Genomic DNA, 16,434 nt, shown 5'->3' with positions numbered 1-16,434 from the left:
GTTAGGTTATGGGGCTAACCGTTAAGCAAACCTGATGGCTTGTCACTTGGCTACGGCACGTTTCTACACCACTTAACCCACTGCTTATGATTGTATCCGCTGACGTTTCCATTATTCCCTCGCCTGCTTATTTAGCAGCACATTACTGAATTAAGACAGCCGTGTCAGCGCTCTCTATACTGAGGTGTATACCCAACAAACGATAGAAAACGGGTTCCGATGAGTCACAAAGGCTCTAATTTGCGTGAGAGACCCGATTACATTATGTGGCAGTCTGCCGTTTTTGTCCTTATTTCGCCCCGGCAACCGTTCGCTCTTCCCCGTGCAGATTATTGTTGATGTAGGTAATACCGATGCCGTATTCGGCCTTTACGACCAAACCCAATGGCAGTACGTCTGGCGTACGCCTTCCCGGATCGACGAACCCGCTCAATCGTACGGCAGCCGGTTGCGGTTATGGCTGCTCGAAGCCAACATTCCCATCAGCGCTATTGAAAGTACCGTACTAAGCAGCGTTGTTCCTGACCTGACCGCCGGTATGCGGAACATGCTTACCACCCTGTTTGCTTTTGAACCCGTAGTGGTTGGCCCCGGTATTTATCCGCTGCTACCTATCGAGGTGTTACGTCCCCACGAGATTGGCGCTGATTTGGTGGCGAATGCGCTGGCTGCGTATACACGCTACCAACGGACTTGCGTGGTGGTTGATTTTGGAACCGCCCTGACCTTTACGACCGTCTCGGCAACCGGGCAGATCCTGGGCGTTGCCATTGCGCCGGGCCTTAAAACCGCCATTCGTTCGCTGTTTGCCAATACCGCCCAACTACCTGAAGTACCCATTGATGTGCCTGCTTCCGCTCTGGGCACAAGCACGGTACAGGCCATACAGGCGGGCGTTGTGCTGGGTTACGAAGGGTTAGTACGTTCGCTCATTGATCGTATCCGTGCCGAACTCAATGGCGATTGCATTGCCGTGGCTACGGGTGGCTTGTCGGGTCGAATTCAGTCGCTGCACGACGCCTTTGTCGAGGTCGTACCTTCGCTGACGCTGGAGGGTGTTCGACTCATTGGCGAGACGGTACGTAGTGCCCGCTAACATACTATTCTTTTTGTAAGTAGACTTCCACAGAGTGAGGAACGCGTTACCCAATCTCCTCACTTCTAAAAACTTAGCTAGTGCTGAAACATTTTCAGTACACATATACACTACGTTTAAGTACCATTGATGTAGTCCATTTTACCGGTTAAGTCCAATAAGCAGACTGCTTTTTCACCTCCTAACTAATAGCTTCTTTATCCGCTTAGTTGGCATGTATTTTTCAGTATAAGCGCTGTCTGGCCGCATGGCCGACTAAAGACAGACAGCGTTATGAAAAAGTATCTATGGATCACACTGATTTGGCTAAGCAGCACAGGAAGCAGCTTGCTGGCCAAAAACCCCGGCATGTGGAGTCAAGGGGAACTTGTTTTAATGAACGGAACCCGCCTGGAAGGCGAACTGAATTATAACTGGAAAGCAGAGATCGTTCAGATTCGGCAAAACAATACGTTAAAAGCTTATTCTGCGCTTCAGGTACAGGAGTTTAAGTTCTTCGATAACAATCATAACACCATCCGAAAGTTTGTAGCCATCGACTTTCCGGTGAAGGTAACCTTACGTCGGCCGCTCTTTCTGGAAGAGTTTGTATCGGGGCCGCTGATGGTTTACCGCCGTCTACGGCACATTCGGGAGCCTATCAAGTTAACCAACCCGTCGATGTTTGGCAACGACGAGGAGCTGGTAAAAGACGTAGACAACTTTACCTACTTTGTGTACGAGGGCAAAGACATTGTAGCATTGGATGACTTCACCCGGTTTATGTGGCCGCAGATGCAGGAGGAGTTTCAGGTTGAACTAAAACAGTATGCGACTCATCTTCAAATCGATCTAAACAGCACAACGGCTCAGTTGATGCTGATTAATAAGTACAATTATTTAAAATCAGAAACGGCAGCACAACCCGTGGCCAACTCCGAAGTGTTATCGGTCGGCCGTTAGAATCGGCAAACGACCAGGGAATGAAGGCAATCCGGCTCAGACTGGGTTGCCTTTATTTGTTGCACTATTTCAATACTAGTTTCTAATAGATAAAATAATCCTATCCGTTTAGTAGATTTAGCTTCCTCGTAAAATTTCATTCTAAAAACAGAAAATTCAATACTGAGCCATTCGTCTTTAACCAGTTCTATTTTATCCTTCGATAGTGTAACAACCAGAAATTGCACTGCAAAATCGAGAACAACTAACTAAATACGAGTCAGTTATCTTCATAAGCCGCACACGTCTCGAACGTTCGTTATCAACAGAAGCTAACAAGGCTTGTACGGGCTTTATTCAACACAACCTGAATAGTTATGAAGAGGACATGTTTATTTACAGCACTAGTATTAATTGTACTTTTTAGGGTTTCCGTCCGGGCAGGCAATCTGGCCGGAACCCGCTGGCAACGGGGCGACATTCAATTGTGGACGACCAGCGCTTTATCGGGTGAGATCTCGTACAACTGGCTGACAGAAACAGTTCTGTTCCGGCAACCAAATGGGCAGATACGGGCGCTATCCGCTCAGCAGGTCCGTCAGTTTAGCTGGTTCGACCATAGCCAGCATAAGCAACGCGCCTTCATTTCCTTAGCAAGTGCAGTCGGAAAGGGTCGGCAGAAACACGGCTTCTACGAACGCTGCCTGGACGGTTCGTTGACGGTAGTCCGCCGGTTACGAAAACCGCATGGTTTATTTAAACGAACGTTCAGCTACCCCAGCAATTTCTCGGATACGCAAACACTGGCGCAAAATACCGATCAGTTTGATTACTACGTATACGACGAGGGTGAACTTCGGCCGTTTGACCACTTCTACGCCGATATTTACCTGCCCCTGATGAAAACGTACGACGAGCAGTTACAGCGTTATCAACTCGTCCATAACATCAACGAACGGACCATCCTAGGTCGGTTGGTGCTGATTAACCAGTACAACTTACTCGTTCAGCAGGATCAGGAAACGGCTTCAATCCGGGAGCCGGATACCAGACCCCAGTAAAGTCCGTTAAGCGTCTGGTTCAGGCGCTGGCTCGTCGGTGTCCCGGTTTCGTTTCTTACGCTTCCGGAGTGCGTCATTGAGCAGATACTCGATCTGCCCATTTACGCTCCGAAACTCCTCCTGCGCCCAACGCTCCAGCTCTTTCAGGGTCTCGGGCTGGATACGTAACACAAATGCTTTTTTCTCATTCGCCATGTTTGTCGACATCAGCGTAGCATCATCAGTTCGGCATTCAGCTGATGACGCTACGTTGGACACTGTTTATTGATAAAGTGTTCCCGCGTTAACAACCGGACTTACACTTTTCTCACCGCACAGTACCACCAGCAAGTTACTAACCATAGCCGCTTTTCGTTCCTCATCCAGTTGAACAACGTCTTTTTCGGCAAGTCTGGCCAGGGCCATTTCTACCATGCCGACCGCGCCTTCAACGATTTGTTTCCGGGCCGATACAACGGCGGTAGCCTGCTGACGCTGCAACATGGCCCCGGCAATTTCGGGGGCGTAGGCCAGGTGGCTGATCCGGGCCTCCGTTACGTATACACCCGCCTGCCCAACGCGTTCGTTCAATTCTTCTTCCAGAAATTTATTGATTTGGCCAGTGTTGTCACGTAACGTTACGGTTTCGTGTTCATCCTCCATGTTGTCGTACGCATGCGAACTCGCCAGAAACCTGACGGCGGCTTCCGACTGAATCTGAACGAAGGTCTGATAACTGTCAACTTCGAACAGGGCCTTTGCCGTGTCGGTCACCTGCCAGACGACCACCGCTGCAATCTCAATCGGGTTACCCATTCGATCGTTCACTTTGATCGTCTGGCCATTCAGGTTGCGGGCCCGCAGGCTTATTTTGGTTTTGCTGTAGAATGGGTTGACCCACTGGAGTCCGTTTTGCTTCACCGTTCCAACATAAGCGCCAAAGAACGTACAGACGGCCCCTTCGTTGGGGTTGATTACGGTGATACCCTTGGCCAGGAAAACTGCCACCACAAATAAACATCCGGATAAGAACCCACTCTGGGTTGTAATGGCGACTAGAACGCCCAGTCCCATACATAGAACTGCGGCTACTAAGTATACGTAGCCTGAAGCTGAGGTAAGCGGTTTTTCGGTCATGGCAAATCGAATTGGTTAGTTTTAAAAACTATCATCTTGATATCACAATGATAGCAAATTTAGACTTACCGTACCAGAAAATTGTAGGAACGGTCTGCGTGCGTTTTCTGCGGAATCTGCCGCTGAACAGAGCAGCAGTCGTGATCTGACGGGCAGAGCCCACCAGGCGGGACCGTAGGCTGTTTACCGGCAACCTACTGACACGGCAGCCGTTGCTGATGTACAGACATATGCCCAGTAAACCAGTTTATGACTAATGATTCAACTCTGTCCGTGCTCATTTTTGACATGGACGGGACACTCATCGATAGTAATCCAACCCACAAGGAAGCGTACACGCAGTTTCTGAAGCGATACGATATTGAGCTTACCGATGACGACTTTATGAAGTATATATCGGGCCGGATGAATCCCGAAATTCTCAGACACTTTTTTGGCGACGATAGCACCGAGGAACGGATCCGTGAACTGACCAAAGAAAAGGAAACGCTTTTTCAGGAATTATACGCCCCAAGGATCCAGCCCATCAATGGCTTGCTGCCGTTTTTGAATTCAGCACGCTAAGCCGGTTTCCTGATGGTGTTGGCGACTTCGGCTCCGATGATGAACGTCAGGTTCGTATTCGACCACATTCCCATTGAGCCGTTTTTTGCGGGTATCGTATCGGAAGAGGATGTTGACGTGGGTAAACCCGACCCGACAGTGTTTCGGCGGGCGGCCGAACGGGTACTCGCCCAACCCGGTCAGTGTATCGTGTTTGAAGATTCACAACCCGGCGTGCAGGCTGCGCAGGACGCGGGCATGAAGGTCGCGGTGCTGACAACCACGCATACGCCCGACGAACTCGCTAAAGCCGATCTTGTTATTGAGGATTATACGCAGGCGTCAGTAGCGCACTTGCAGGAGCTAATGCAGCAGCCCCATTAACTACACTCGTTACAAACGCAAACAGCACCACCCGCCTGGATGGTGCTGTTTGCGTATCTTGAACTGGTATTATTTTTCTGCTTTTGCACCTAGTTCGCTACCGGTTTTCGGCAGGGTGCTTTCGTAGAGGGTATTGAATACTAATTTATACGTACCTCGTGGCTGGCCGCGGAATTGTGGGCTAAACCCAAACAAGACTACGTTGCCTTTACCCTGGAAGGTCCGCACAACGGCTGGTTTGCCCGCGATGTACTTGTCTTCGTTCAGGGCCCAGCCGCTCATAAGTAAATCTTTTTTGGCGTAGCTGGCAATCACCTCAACGTTCGGTTCCGGGGCGGCCTTTACCTCTTCCCGACCGCCTTCACCCTCGCGCTGCTGCCGAACAATCTCGAAGGCCCGGCTGTTGGAGAACGCGGCTGCCGCTTCGGGCTGCATACCATACGCCAGCGGGTGCTTCGTGTCAATAACGGTACGTATCAACGAACCGGGAATGTAAAACTGCTGGCTCGACAAACCTTCCGTTACGTTTTTAACCGGCAGACCAAACAGTTCGATCGCAAAATCGCTGGCTCCATCAAACGCAACCAGTGTACCGCCGTTCGTTACGTATTGCTGCAGGGCCATTGTTCCGCCCAAGCCCAATCCACCGACGTATTGCGCGGGCATCGTGTTGGGCGCGTGGCCGTTCAGGATGCGCTTCACTTCCTGATCCGGAATGATGATGGCGTTGTAGGCAGACAGGTCTTTTTTAGCAATGTCGGCATCGTGTAGCGTATCGACCGGGAACCCGTAGCTTTCCATTAGCCAGCGCGTCCAGCCTTCATCCATATTGGCGACCCACGACTTATACAAGCCAACTTTAGGCAGTTTCAGTGGCTTACCGGCAGCCGCAGGTTTAGACTCGACCGCTGTAAACGTTACGCCTAATTCCTTAGCCAGTTTCTGAACACGGGCTTCGGTAGCCGACCCTTTTTCAATCAAAAAGCTCTTCGGCTCAGTCGACTGACCACTGGCGGGCATCATCAATACGGTTTCGCCTTCTTTCAACAAACGGTTCACCGCCATAACGCTGGCGTTCTGATTCCGGGATAGCAGATAACCATAGGAGGCACTAGCCGCCTGTCCGGCTACAACGGGAGCCAATCCTTTTATCAGTTCGGTTTCGGCCTTGAACGGGCTGCTGGTTTTGGCAACGCTTACCCCCATTTGCATCGGCAAGGTCCATCCCGCCAGATCGTACGGCGGAATTGGCGGGCCACCCGGATACAGCCGCTGATTGGGGTGAACCTGTTTCTCCATCAAATCAACCACGTACGGGCTGAACGCCTGGGTGCAATAAATGACGTAAGAACCGGCCGCATACGACGCATTATTCGCCTGAAACGGCTGGGTAGCCCGGTGAACTTCTACCCCACTCTGCCGGAACATGTTAACCAGGTTGAGTGCTTCGCTCTTGTCCCACTGCTCGGCCGGAATGATGTAGGCATACGGCTTTTCTTTACCAGCCGCGTCAATGGCATCGCGCCCCATGCGGTAGATGTTGTATAGAAACTCTTCGCGCTTGTCGGCAGCCAGCACCAACGTAGCCATCGACGCTTCTTCCATGTAATTGACCGCATCGCGAAACTTCGACTGCCCGCCTTTCCACGGATCAGTGTAGAAGATTTCGGTGCCCGTGGTGGCCGCCGTTACGCCCTGGCCAACCGTTTTTGGCAGTGAGTCGGGCGGATAAAAACGCGGAGAGGGCGTAGCATGAGCCGTTTCGGTCAGAATACCGATCTGATTATGGTAGTACGGCACCGTGCGCATTCCGCCATTCCACCACATACTGAACCGCAGCTGCGCGACCACACCCGGCATCCGCTTGATGGCAAACCGGCTCGCCATAGCCGTACCAACCAGGTTTACGCCAGCCGTTACGCCGGGGTGAATCTGCGGATTAACCGGATTGGCAAATGGCGGAATGAAAATGCGCGTCCAGGCAGGTGAGGTCTGGTGATGGTTGTAGACAATTTGTGGGTACCATTGATTATACAATACGTCCGAGATAGCCTTTGTTTCGGGCATATTGTTCGTAAACCAGTCCCGGTTGTTGTCGTGCCCTACGTAATGGTGATACAACCAGGGTGGCTGCGTCGTTTCGAAGGGCGTTCCGAGGTTGCCATTGTACCAGTCGGCCACAATATCAAGTCCGTCGGGGTTCATTTCCACCATCAGTAACGCCACAACCTGATCACGGATTTTTTTCATCTCCGACGACTCTTCGGTGGCCATACGATACGCTAATTCGGGCATCATCTGGGCAGAAGCTACTTCCGATGCGTGCATACCGGCATCAATCCAGACGATTGCTTTTCCCGAAGCCGCTAGACTACGGGCCTGTGTTTCATCGATTTTGGCGCGGGAAAGCTGCTCACTAACGGTCCGCCAGCGATCCAATTGCTTCATATTGGCTTCGCTCGATACCATCAGCAACAATAGCGGCTTGCCCAGCACCGACTTACCAATGGTTACCATCTGCACCCGATTGCTGGCCTTATCCAGCTTCTGATAGTAATCCATCAGCATTTTGTAGTTCGCCAATTTGTAATCGGCACCCGGCTCGAAGCCAAAGACGTCGGCGGGTTTAGGCACCTGAGCGAACGCCATCACCCCAGCCAACAGGGCGACGCAAAGCGGTAATAAACGACGATACCAATAGTTCATGGTTGAGCAGGTATTGATTAGGTTAGCAGAAAATGCAGGAGCGGAAAATTGTGGCCCCGGATTGTATCTGGGGCCACCGTGGTTATTCAGACTTAGTTGCCGTTGGTAGCTACGCCGGGGGCCGACCCCGTCGAGTAAAGCTGATTGAAGAGCAGCTTAAACGTACTGTGCGCCTGCGCCCGGAACGTGATCTCCGGACCAAAGGCATACAATCGTCCGGAGCCGATCGGCGCCATGAACGCAGCCACACCATCCTGCAGATATGATTGTCCCCAGGCCCAGCCACTACGTAGTGGTTTGCTGTTGGGGAACCAGGCTAACGGCTTTATTTTACCGTTGGTGATGGCGTCAGTAGCTACTTTGAAGACGGGACTGTTATCGAAATACACATCACTTTCCGACGGCATACCCCAGGCCGCCTGCTCGGTTGAATCGATGGTGACGCGCAGTATGCTGCCCGGAATGTAAAACTTCTCGCCCGGCAGGGGTCTTGGCTGGCCGCTCGGGGTCATTTCAACGAGGGCGCTTTTTACGGGCAGATTCAGGTGATACGCCAGGTTGGTACTCGACCCGATGGTCACCACTGAGCCGCCTTCTTCCATGAACTTTTTCAACTGCGGAATGGACTTTTCGGCCGTGATTTTCCCCAACCAGGTGCGGTACTCAGCGGGCAGTTCTTCCGGTTTCGGCTCTTTCGGGGCAAACATCCGGTACGGGTCGTTATCCTGACCATCAGGTGCCGGAATCGCCCGCGTCACAAACACGATTACGTCGTATTTTTTCCGTAGGTCGCCTGCGTCAATGTCCTGCGTATAGACCACCTGCGTGGGGAAGTGATATTGCTCCATCAGCCAGCGTACCCAACCCGACGGCATAGAGCCGCCATACGTATCCCAAAGCGCCACCCGAACCGGTGCCATTTTGTTCATAACTCCGGTAGGTCGTTGGGGAACGCCCGTTACGTCGAGTCCCATCGTAGCCGCCAGTTTGTCTAATACGCCCTTTGCTTTGTCGGATGCGGGTGTGAAGAATGAACCCGGTTCGCCCAGCGACTTATCGTTTCCGCCCAGGCGATACACCTCAGCACCCGCTTTCAGCAGGTCGTTCACAGCGGCATACGATACGTTGGCTCGTGGGCTTAGGACGTAACCCGCTACCGAAGGTGCCGTTTTCACCGTACCCTTCGGCGTTTGCAGTTCACCATACGGCACCCGCTGGAATGGACCTTTGAACTCGTCGAGCAGCCGATCGAACTGCACGCCCATCTGGTACGCCAGCGTCCAGCCTGCGGCATCGTATGGGCGAATCGGCGGGCCACCCGGATACTGAAAATCGTTCGGGTAGTCCTGCGGTTCAAACATATCCAGTACGTGCGGCCGGAAAGCCTGGTTCGTTTTCACGATGTATGAGCCAGCCGGATAGCTCTTACCCGCCACCGTGAAGTCATCCGTCGCTTTCTGCACAGCGATACCTGTCTTTATGAGCGCATTCACGAACGCAACGGCCGTGGGAAAATCCGCCTGATTGGCTGGAATGATGTAGCCGCGCGGGTCACGCAGTTTAGGCTCTTTGAGCACACCGTCGTAGTATTTAGCGGGTATTCCATTGCGGGCCATCCAGCCGAACGGATCACCAACGACTGTATTATTCGCGTCTCGGGTCCCACTTTTTTTCTGATCGCTCTGGTAGGCCTGCGTAATGGCTTCTATCCGTTTTGGATACGGTGTCCAGTAGTCTTTGCTGCCCCTCTCGATCGAGTTTTTACCCATGTGGTAGATGTTATACAGCACCTCATCGTGGTAGCGGGCCGCGTAATCGAGTATCGAGTAGTTCAGCGAAAGCGAGTAATCGATCGACTGCTTGAAATGCCACTTCTGGGGCGTAACCGGGTTTGGTGTTGCACCATTGGGAATCAGGCGCTGCGGCACCAAGGGCACCTCCTCCGGCGTTGGGCCGCCGATAATCTCCGTCAGCAAACCAATCATGTTGTGGAACTGAGTGGTTGTCCGCAAGCCCCCGTTATACCAGGTCGAGAAACTGGAGCCGTTGAGCCGGGTAAAACCCGGTTTATTCTCAACATTCAGTCGGTTGTACATGGCCGCGCCCAGGGCGTCGATGCCCGTGACCATCAGCGGATCGAATACGTGGTTGAACGGATCGCGATACGGTGGTCCAGCCAGCACCGACCCCGCCGGGCCGCGCTGGTGGTGGTTGTACATGATCTGCGGCATCCACTCGACGAACAACTGGCGACCCATATTCTGCGACTCTTTCATATTCATGATATAGAAATCGCGGTTATTGTCGTGGCCGATGTATTTCTGGTACAGCCGGGGCAACCCTTCCAGCGTGCGCTTTTCGGGCTTCTCTTCACGCATATACCAGTTGGTCACGATCTCCTGCCCGTCCGGGTTGGCGTGGGTGAGCAGCACAATGACGTTGTCGAGAATACGTACCGTTTCGGGATCTTTCCGGCTCGCCAGTTGCCAGGCCGTTTCGATCAACTGCATCGTGCCAACCGTTTCGGTTGCGTGTAAGCCGCCATCAATCCAGACCACCGCTTTGCCTTCGTTGGCCAGCGCATGGGCCTGCTCATCGGTCAGGTTTTCGGCATGAGCCAGCTTCTGCGAGATTTCTTTATAACGGCTTAATTTTTTGAGGTTAGCCGGTGATGAGACCACCAGCATGTACTGACGACGCCCTTCCTCGGTGGGGCCAATATCGACCAGTTTAACCCGGTCGGACGTAGCCGCCAGCTTCTTGAAATATGCTTCGGTCTGCGTATACGTAGCGAGTTTATAATCATTGCCGATAGCAAAACCAAAATGCTGTTTTGGGGACGGAATCGACTGAGCCCAGGCTACGGTCATGCTGAGCAACAGCACGACCAGCGGGCGAAAAAAGTAACGCACCATAACGGATCAGTTTAGGGATTTGAGGGTAGAGAGTAATTATTTCTTCCGGAACCGAACACCGACGCGGCAATCACCCACTTCGCCCCGCGCTTCGTCGCACACGTTCTCCTGGAAACCGGCAATGCGCCGACCGTCTTTGAGGTTCAGGATAAACTTGAAGAGGAAATAGTCGTTCTGCGCCACCGTGCTTAGGTTCGCGCCCGTGAACGTAGCCATCTGAGCAGCCGTGATGGTAAACGTTTTAGGAAATTCTGTAACCGTTGCGTACAACTTATCCGACGCGCCTACCCGGCTCGGAAGCGGATATTGTGTGACACTCGGATACAGGCCGCCCGGCTGTGAAACCACGATCGGATACGCCGGATTACCCGTAGCGGCTGCCTTATTGAAGCCGAGATATACATCGATAGAAGTTACCTCCGCCTTGCCAAACCCTTCCCACTTCAGGGTGTATTCGAACTCCTGGCTGGCCAGATTCGCGGCCCCTAAATCAAAGAAAGACGTATTGGCCGTAGCCAGGGTCGGCAATGCGGACTTGGCCGTGTTCACCGCCACCAAAGGCACGGCGGTATAAGCCCAGTTTTCCCAAACATAATCTTCCGTCTTGCAGGCATCCAGCCCAATCAGAAGAAGCAGCGACAGGTATAAAAGCGATTTTTTCATGATGGATTGCTGAGGTTAAATTCGTGTTCAGCGTACACGTATCAGGCACGCTGAACACAGCGACTTAGGGCAGTCGGATTACTTGTCCCAGAAAACGGGCGTGATTTGCTGAGCAGTCTGAACCTGATCGGCTTTACCGGATACGTTCGCGTTGGTCGACAATTCCGTGATCGAATACGACAGACGTAGCGGGAAGCTGTTCAGCGGAGCAATCGGCGCGGGCAGGGTAGGCAGACCGGTTCGCCGGTAATCGTTATAAGCCTCCATCCCATTGCCGAACAGCGCGATGTATTTCTGCGTCATTACCGCGTTCAGCTTACCGGCCGCATCAGCGGCATCGTACTGACTGGTGCGGTTTGCTACGAAGGCGGTGATGGTAGCCGCTGGCAAACTTGGTGCCGAGTTCCCCCCCGTGGTCGAGATGGTGTTGACACTATTGAGATGCGCCGTGATCCCATCCTGAAACAACTGCTTCGGATCGCCGGTGGTACCCAGCGTTAAGGCGGCTTCGGCCAGGATGAACTTCACCATGGCGTTGGTGATGAACGGAAACACGCCCGCTCCTGAACCATCCATATTCGTCACCACTTTAGGACCTCCGGTTGCGCCTGTGTTCGTTACAAATACGCTGCTTGCCGGTATGTTATTGATTGGCGAATTGTCGTACAAGCCACCCGCCGGATACACGCCGAACGTCGCCTTCAGGGCATTATCGTTTGGGGAGGCCGTCGCGTCGCCCGTGTACCGCCCGAAATAGCCGTTGCCGGTGGGCGTAAAGCCGACCGTATAGTTCGACGTCTGCCGGAAGAAATAATACCGAAGGCGCGGATCATCGGCTGCAAACAAGCGCTCCATGAACCCCTGGCTCATGTAGTAACTCTTGCTGGCCTGGTATTCAGCGCGGTGCCACGGGTGCCGGTTCGCCGGAGTTTCGGTTGAGCCGAAACGGAACGAGAAGTCCTGCGCGTTCGTCGTAATCAACGGTGCATTACTCGATAGCAACGCGTTGATACCCGTTTTCGCTTTCTCCGGATCAACCAGGCGAATCTGGTTGAACAGCTTCAGTTTCAACGAATTTCCCATCCGAATCCAGGCCGCTTTATCGCCTTTGTAAATGATGTCGGCCGTGTTGGGCTGGATGGCAAAGGCACCCTTGTTGGCATCCGCCAGCGCTTCGTCGATCAAGGCAAACAGTTTGTCGTAGATGGTCGCCCCGGTCTCAAACGTCGGATCAGAAACGGTCAGCCCATTAGTCGCCTGGCTGTAGGGAATATCACCCCACAAGTCGACCATGATGCTGTAGATGTACGCTTTTTCAAGTTTAGCAATCGCGGCATAATCCCAGCGCTGCAGCGTAGTTGCCTGTCGGATAATAATCTCAATATCATTGAGTGCCTGCGTATACAGCCCGTTCCAGGATTGCTGATAATCAGTACCATCCTGGAAATTGCGGCTTGTGTTGCTGGTGTACAACTGCTGCATCAGAACGGACGTACCTACGTTCACATCCCGCAGGCTGCCCGCCATTGACACCTGCGTAGCGGGCAGAAGCAGCTCCAGAACGGGGGTCGTCGGGTTGTTGGGATCGACGTTACTCTCGATTAAGTCTTTGCAGGCTCCAGCGCATACCAGCAGCCCTACCAAACAGACGATTCGTATTGTGGCTATGAATCTCATAAAATCGTGATCGTTACGGGTTGATAGATCTCAGAAGCTAAAGCGTAGGTTAACCCCAATCCGGCGCGTGGTCGGAATGCCGATAAAGTCAAAGCCCTGCGAATTGCCGACGCCCGTTGAGCTAACCTCTGGATCGAAGTTGAGGTATTTGGGGAAGTTGGGAGCCAGGTACCAGAGATTCCGGCCGCTGACCGACAGAGAGGCCGAGCCGAACGGCGTTTTGTCCAGCCAGCGTTTGGGGAATTGATAGCCCAGCGATACCTCGCGCAGCCGAAAAACCGTAGCATCGAGAATGTTGACCTCGGCCGCTCCGCCGGGACCAAAACCGCCGGTGAAATAGTAATCGGCCACGGCAATCCCGATGTTGTTTGGAATTTTCTTGCCTTCGCCGTCCAGCAACGGCTTCAACGTATTGACATCACCCAGCACGCCAGGGCCAACCAGAATGGCTTCGCGCTCCTCGGTGTCTTTCGTTACGCCCCGACTGAGGAGTTCATAGGCCGTATACGAATACATATCTCCTCCTTTTTTCCAGTCGAACAACGCGCTGAACGTAAAGCCTTTGTACGACAACGTATTCGTTACGCCCAGGATGAAATCAGGATTCGGGTTGCCAATGGCGGCTGTTTTACCACTCAGAATGGGTTTGCCCGTATTTGGGTTTACCAGAATGTTGCCTTCATCATCTTTGGCGTAGGTAGAGCCACGGATCATGCCGTAAGGCATGCCCGCGATGTGCACACTACCCAGATCAGAGAAACCCCCGTAAGGCAGTTCGGTGAGCGAACCGATGTCACGCACGATGTTCCGGTTCAGGGTGAAAGCCGACGAGACCGTCCAGGTGAATCCGTTGGGCAGCTTCACAGGCGTGGCATTCAGGCCGATCTCAACCCCTTCGTTCGACGACTTACCAAGGTTAATCACTTTCTGGGTGTAGCCCGACGAGGGTACGGCATTGACGGTGAAGATCTGCGACGTACTGATTTTGTTGTAGTACGTAATGTCCAGCCCAATCCGGTTGTTGAAAAATTGCAGTTCCGTTCCTAACTCCAGTTCGTTGATAAACTCGGGCTTGAGCGAAGCATTGGCCAGCAGATCAGATTCGGTCAGCGTGCTCTGCCCACCAAACGGGGAAGCAATCGTACCGGTACCCGATGCCCCGGCTCCCAGTACCGGATTGGCGATAAATACCGTCTGCGTCTGATACGGAGTGGCTTCATTCCCTACGCGGGTGTAGCCCGCTCGGAATTTACCGAACGACAGAATCGTCTTCGGGATACGTAACGCTTCCGTAAAAATCAGGGACGCGCTGGCTCCGCCGTACAGGTAGCTCCGGTTGCTGGCGGGTAGCGTAGACGATACGTCGTTCCGGGCGACCAGATTCAGGAAGGCGAAGTTTTTATAATCCAGCGAAATGTCGGTGAAGAACGCGTAGAAGCCTTGCTTGAAGTTGTTCCGGTTATTGGGCAGCACGCGGGGAATCGTTACGCTCGTGTTATTGAGCGAATTGATACCCCGAAAAATGATGCCATCGCCAAACACAACCTGGCGCTCGGTGAGTCGCTGGTTGATGTTGTTGCCCAGAATCCATTTCAGCCCGAGATTATCGCTGATCGGTTTGTTGATGGTCACCAGCAACGTATTGTCCAGTTCCCGCCGGTAGATGTTATCGTTGGTGATGTTGCCATTCGGGAAATAATCACCGCCTTTTCCGTTCACAACGGTACGTCGGTCGGTATAGGCGTTAAAGCCGATGGTGTTCTGCACATTCAGCCACGGCAGCGGATCGACACCCAGTACGACATTACCGTAATAGCGGTCAACTTTGCTCAGCGTCGGACTATTTTTCACCGACCAGTATGGGTTATCCGTACCTACCCGGTCGTAGATGTTGTTTCCATTAATGGGGTTTGTATTCGGAAAGCCTGTCAGGTCGTAGCTGGTGGGCACAAACATTAGAATATCCATGATCGAACTCCCACTTCCGTTCGCGGCCGTCACCTGGGGCGATACCTGATCGGTATTGACGTAGTTCAGAGCGCCACTCAGGTAAAACTTGTTGTCGAGCTGGGCATTTCCGCCAATGTTGACCGCCGTCCGGGTGATCTGGTTCTCGGGCACTACACCTTTGTTACCCGTTCGGGATATACCCGCCGTGAAGTTGCCTTTTTCGCTCCCGGTCGATACTGACAGGGCGTTTTCGAAAACGCTGCCCGTCCGGAAGAAGTTTTTAGCGTTGCTCTGCGCGTAGGATTGATACGGGATCTGAATCGGCGTTCCATCGGCCTGATAAAACTGGGGGAAGATGGAAGACGGGTAGCGGTTGTTGGTCGTTAATGGATGCGGAATGGTAGCGCGGGTCGGAATCAGGCTGGGAATGCCCTGATACGCCGGTCCCCACGAGCCAAACACCCCACTTCGATAATCGAAGTTAGTACCCTGGCCATAACTGGTCTGGTAATCGGGAAGGCCCGCAACGGTCTCCATTGAATAGCCAGTATTATACGTAATCTCCAGCCCTTTCCGGCTTTGCCGTTTTCCAGCCTTCGTGGTTACGATAATGGCGCCGTTAGCCGCCCGCGATCCGTAGAGCGCGGCCGCGGCCGCCCCTTTCAACACGGTCATCGACAGAATATTATTGGGGTCCAGATCAAAGGCACGGTTGGTAATGGTTGAGCCGCCCACCGTACCATCAGTGCTCCCAAAGCTGGAGTTGTCGAACGGTACGCCATCGACGACAAACAGGGGCTGGTTGTTGTTACCCAGCGACGAGTTACCGCGAATCGTGATGTTGGTAGCGCCCCCAGCCGCGCCCCCCGACCCTTGTATGTTCACCCCGGCGACCTTACCCGTCAGCGCCCGTAACGGGTCCGGTTCGGATTTTTGGGCAAGCTGATTCGCGTCCAGGGTAGATACCGCATAGCCGAGCGCGTTTTTGTCCCGCTTGATACCGGCGGCTGTTACCACAACTTCACTGAGCTGCTTGGTGTCGGCCGTTAGAATGACATCAATAACCTGCTGGTTACCCGCTACAACTTCTTTGGACTGAAATCCAACGGACGAAAACACCAGAACGGCCGTTCGGTCGGGCACAGTTAGCTGGTAAGCCCCCTGTGCATCAGTGACGGTGCCAACGGTAGTGCCTTTTACGGTCACCGTTGTGCCTGGCAATGCAGCCTTCTCTGCGGCATCGCTTACTTTACCACGAATACTACGTTGCTGGGCAAACGTAATCGCTGGTACTAAGAGGAAGAGAACAAGTAGTCGTGCGTTCATACAACTTCATAGAGAGGTTACATAGGACATGAATGAATGTTTTACGGTCTGTCAATTTTAATTAATTAAATTTTAA

At 52.9% G+C, this 16,434-nt stretch carries 10 protein-coding genes and 1 pseudogene; 4 read left to right on the top strand and 7 right to left on the bottom strand.

What is annotated here, in order from left to right; all coding sequences use genetic code 11:
• Positions 1–322: 322 nt before the first annotated feature.
• The 3 genes from ACYVIY_RS02675 to ACYVIY_RS02665 all read left to right on the top strand — a co-directional run bounded on the left by ACYVIY_RS02675 (position 323) and on the right by ACYVIY_RS02665 (position 3,078).
• Positions 323–1,096, top strand: a complete 774-nt coding sequence (locus ACYVIY_RS02675) for a type III pantothenate kinase (protein WP_460975141.1) — start codon at positions 323–325, stop codon at positions 1,094–1,096.
• Between the two features lie 273 nt (positions 1,097–1,369).
• Positions 1,370–2,038: a hypothetical protein gene (locus tag ACYVIY_RS02670; protein ID WP_460974711.1), complete on the top strand. Its 669-nt coding sequence runs from the start codon at positions 1,370–1,372 to the stop codon at positions 2,036–2,038.
• Between the two features lie 356 nt (positions 2,039–2,394).
• Positions 2,395–3,078, top strand: a complete 684-nt coding sequence (locus ACYVIY_RS02665) for a hypothetical protein (RefSeq protein ID WP_460974710.1) — start codon at positions 2,395–2,397, stop codon at positions 3,076–3,078.
• Positions 3,079–3,084: 6 nt separating this feature from the next.
• Here the strand turns inward: ACYVIY_RS02665 and ACYVIY_RS02660 are convergent, their stop codons facing one another.
• Both ACYVIY_RS02660 and ACYVIY_RS02655 read right to left on the bottom strand, forming a co-directional pair.
• A complete protein-coding gene (locus tag ACYVIY_RS02660) occupies positions 3,085–3,273 on the bottom strand; it encodes a type II toxin-antitoxin system antitoxin (protein ID WP_460975140.1) in 189 nt (62 codons plus the stop codon).
• 66 nt (positions 3,274–3,339) lie between these two features.
• On the bottom strand, positions 3,340–4,194 hold the full coding sequence (locus ACYVIY_RS02655) for an SPFH domain-containing protein (protein ID WP_460974709.1): 855 nt from the start codon (positions 4,192–4,194) through the stop codon (positions 3,340–3,342).
• A gap of 249 nt (positions 4,195–4,443) precedes the next feature.
• Here ACYVIY_RS02655 and ACYVIY_RS02650 point away from each other — a divergent pair.
• Positions 4,444–5,121, top strand: a pseudogene (locus ACYVIY_RS02650) (HAD family hydrolase).
• 69 nt (positions 5,122–5,190) lie between these two features.
• Here the strand turns inward: ACYVIY_RS02650 and ACYVIY_RS02645 are convergent.
• The 5 genes from ACYVIY_RS02645 to ACYVIY_RS02625 form a co-directional block, all read right to left on the bottom strand.
• A complete protein-coding gene (locus tag ACYVIY_RS02645) occupies positions 5,191–7,827 on the bottom strand; it encodes a M14 family metallopeptidase (RefSeq protein WP_460974708.1) in 2,637 nt (878 codons plus the stop codon).
• A gap of 92 nt (positions 7,828–7,919) precedes the next feature.
• The gene (locus ACYVIY_RS02640; protein ID WP_460974707.1) at positions 7,920–10,742 is read right to left on the bottom strand and encodes a M14 family metallopeptidase; all 2,823 of its coding nucleotides are present in this window, start codon (positions 10,740–10,742) and stop codon (positions 7,920–7,922) included.
• 36 nt (positions 10,743–10,778) lie between these two features.
• Positions 10,779–11,405 carry a hypothetical protein gene (locus ACYVIY_RS02635; protein WP_460974706.1) on the bottom strand — a complete coding sequence of 209 codons (627 nt, stop codon included), beginning with the start codon at positions 11,403–11,405 and terminating at the stop codon, positions 10,779–10,781.
• 78 nt (positions 11,406–11,483) lie between these two features.
• Positions 11,484–13,082, bottom strand: a complete 1,599-nt coding sequence (locus tag ACYVIY_RS02630; RefSeq protein WP_460974705.1) for a SusD/RagB family nutrient-binding outer membrane lipoprotein — start codon at positions 13,080–13,082, stop codon at positions 11,484–11,486.
• Between the two features lie 30 nt (positions 13,083–13,112).
• Positions 13,113–16,358 (bottom strand): SusC/RagA family TonB-linked outer membrane protein, encoded by a 3,246-nt coding sequence (locus tag ACYVIY_RS02625; protein WP_460974703.1) that lies wholly within the window; start codon positions 16,356–16,358, stop codon positions 13,113–13,115.
• Positions 16,359–16,434: the final 76 nt, after the last annotated feature.

This window comes from Spirosoma knui, assembly GCF_054780635.1.
Note: the sequence above shows the minus strand (reverse complement) of the source record. Positions and strands in the feature narration are given on the sequence as shown.

What these genes read in the sequence shown, in the direction of transcription:
- ACYVIY_RS02645 (WP_460974708.1), bottom strand. Translation starts at nt 7,827, where the DNA reads ATGAACTATTGGTATCGTCGTTTATTACCGCTTTGCGTCGCCCTGTTG.
- ACYVIY_RS02670 (WP_460974711.1), top strand. Translation starts at nt 1,370, where the DNA reads ATGAAAAAGTATCTATGGATCACACTGATTTGGCTAAGCAGCACAGGA.
- ACYVIY_RS02665 (WP_460974710.1), top strand. Translation starts at nt 2,395, where the DNA reads ATGAAGAGGACATGTTTATTTACAGCACTAGTATTAATTGTACTTTTT.
- ACYVIY_RS02625 (WP_460974703.1), bottom strand. Translation starts at nt 16,358, where the DNA reads ATGAACGCACGACTACTTGTTCTCTTCCTCTTAGTACCAGCGATTACG.
- ACYVIY_RS02635 (WP_460974706.1), bottom strand. Translation starts at nt 11,405, where the DNA reads ATGAAAAAATCGCTTTTATACCTGTCGCTGCTTCTTCTGATTGGGCTG.
- ACYVIY_RS02655 (WP_460974709.1), bottom strand. Translation starts at nt 4,194, where the DNA reads ATGACCGAAAAACCGCTTACCTCAGCTTCAGGCTACGTATACTTAGTA.
- ACYVIY_RS02640 (WP_460974707.1), bottom strand. Translation starts at nt 10,742, where the DNA reads ATGGTGCGTTACTTTTTTCGCCCGCTGGTCGTGCTGTTGCTCAGCATG.
- ACYVIY_RS02630 (WP_460974705.1), bottom strand. Translation starts at nt 13,082, where the DNA reads ATGAGATTCATAGCCACAATACGAATCGTCTGTTTGGTAGGGCTGCTG.
- ACYVIY_RS02660 (WP_460975140.1), bottom strand. Translation starts at nt 3,273, where the DNA reads ATGGCGAATGAGAAAAAAGCATTTGTGTTACGTATCCAGCCCGAGACC.